The sequence below is a fragment of the Streptococcus sp. HMSC074F05 genome (assembly GCF_001808725.1).
Lineage (GTDB): Bacteria > Bacillota > Bacilli > Lactobacillales > Streptococcaceae > Streptococcus > Streptococcus parasanguinis_I.
This window is the reverse complement of the sequence record NZ_KV794411.1, coordinates 579,998-580,867: the sequence shown is the minus strand read 5'-3', so window position 1 is coordinate 580,867 and position 870 is coordinate 579,998. Positions and strand designations below refer to the sequence as shown.

Annotated in this window: 1 pseudogene; it reads left to right on the top strand. The window is 45.2% G+C overall.

Going from position 1 to position 870, the window contains the following annotated elements:
• Positions 1 to 870: pseudogene (locus tag HMPREF2685_RS10870) on the top strand (CshA family fibrillar surface protein C); the annotation flags it as partial.

The following is an 870-nucleotide window of genomic DNA, read 5'->3' as shown; positions in this document are numbered from 1 at the left end:
AACTGGTAAACCTGAATTCAAGGGTGGAACCGTAACAGTTGATGGGGTTGAGAAAACTGTAGAAATCAATGAAGATGTTCCAGCAACATTTGACGATGGCTCAACTACCAAGACAGTTGACGGCGTTGGTACATACACAGTAGCTCCAGACGGAACTGTAACCTTTGTTCCTGAGAAATCATTCACAGGTAAAGCACCAGCCGTAACGGTTGTTCGTGAAGATAAGAATGGAACAAAAGCTTCTGCAACTTACACACCAACTGTAACTCCAGTAACACCAACAGCAACACCAGCTGAAACAACTGATATCCAAGGTGCTACTCAAACTGGTAAGCCTGTATTTGCTGAAGGCGACAGCCGTGTGCCAATGAACGATGACGTTCCAGCTACTTTCGACGATGGCTCAACTACTAAGACTGTTGACGGCGTTGGTACCTACACAGTAGCAGCAGACGGAACTGTAACCTTTGTACCAGAAAAATCATTTACTGGAACTGCTCCAGCAGTGACTGTAGTCCGTGAAGACATGAACGGCACTAAAGCCTCTGCGACTTACACACCAACTGTAACGCCTGTAACACCAACAGCTGAAGATGCTACTTCAACTGGTAAACAAGGTCAAACTCAAACAGGTAAGCCTGAATTTACTGAAGGTGACAGCCGTGTACCAATGAACGATGATGTTCCAGCAACCTTCGATGATGGCTCAACTACCAAGACAGTTGATGGTGTTGGTACTTACACAGTAGCAGCAGACGGAACAGTTACATTTGTTCCTGAGAAATCATTTACTGGAACTGCACCAGCTGTAACAGTTGTTCGTGAAGATAAGAACGGAACCAAAGCTTCTGCAACTTACACACCAACTGT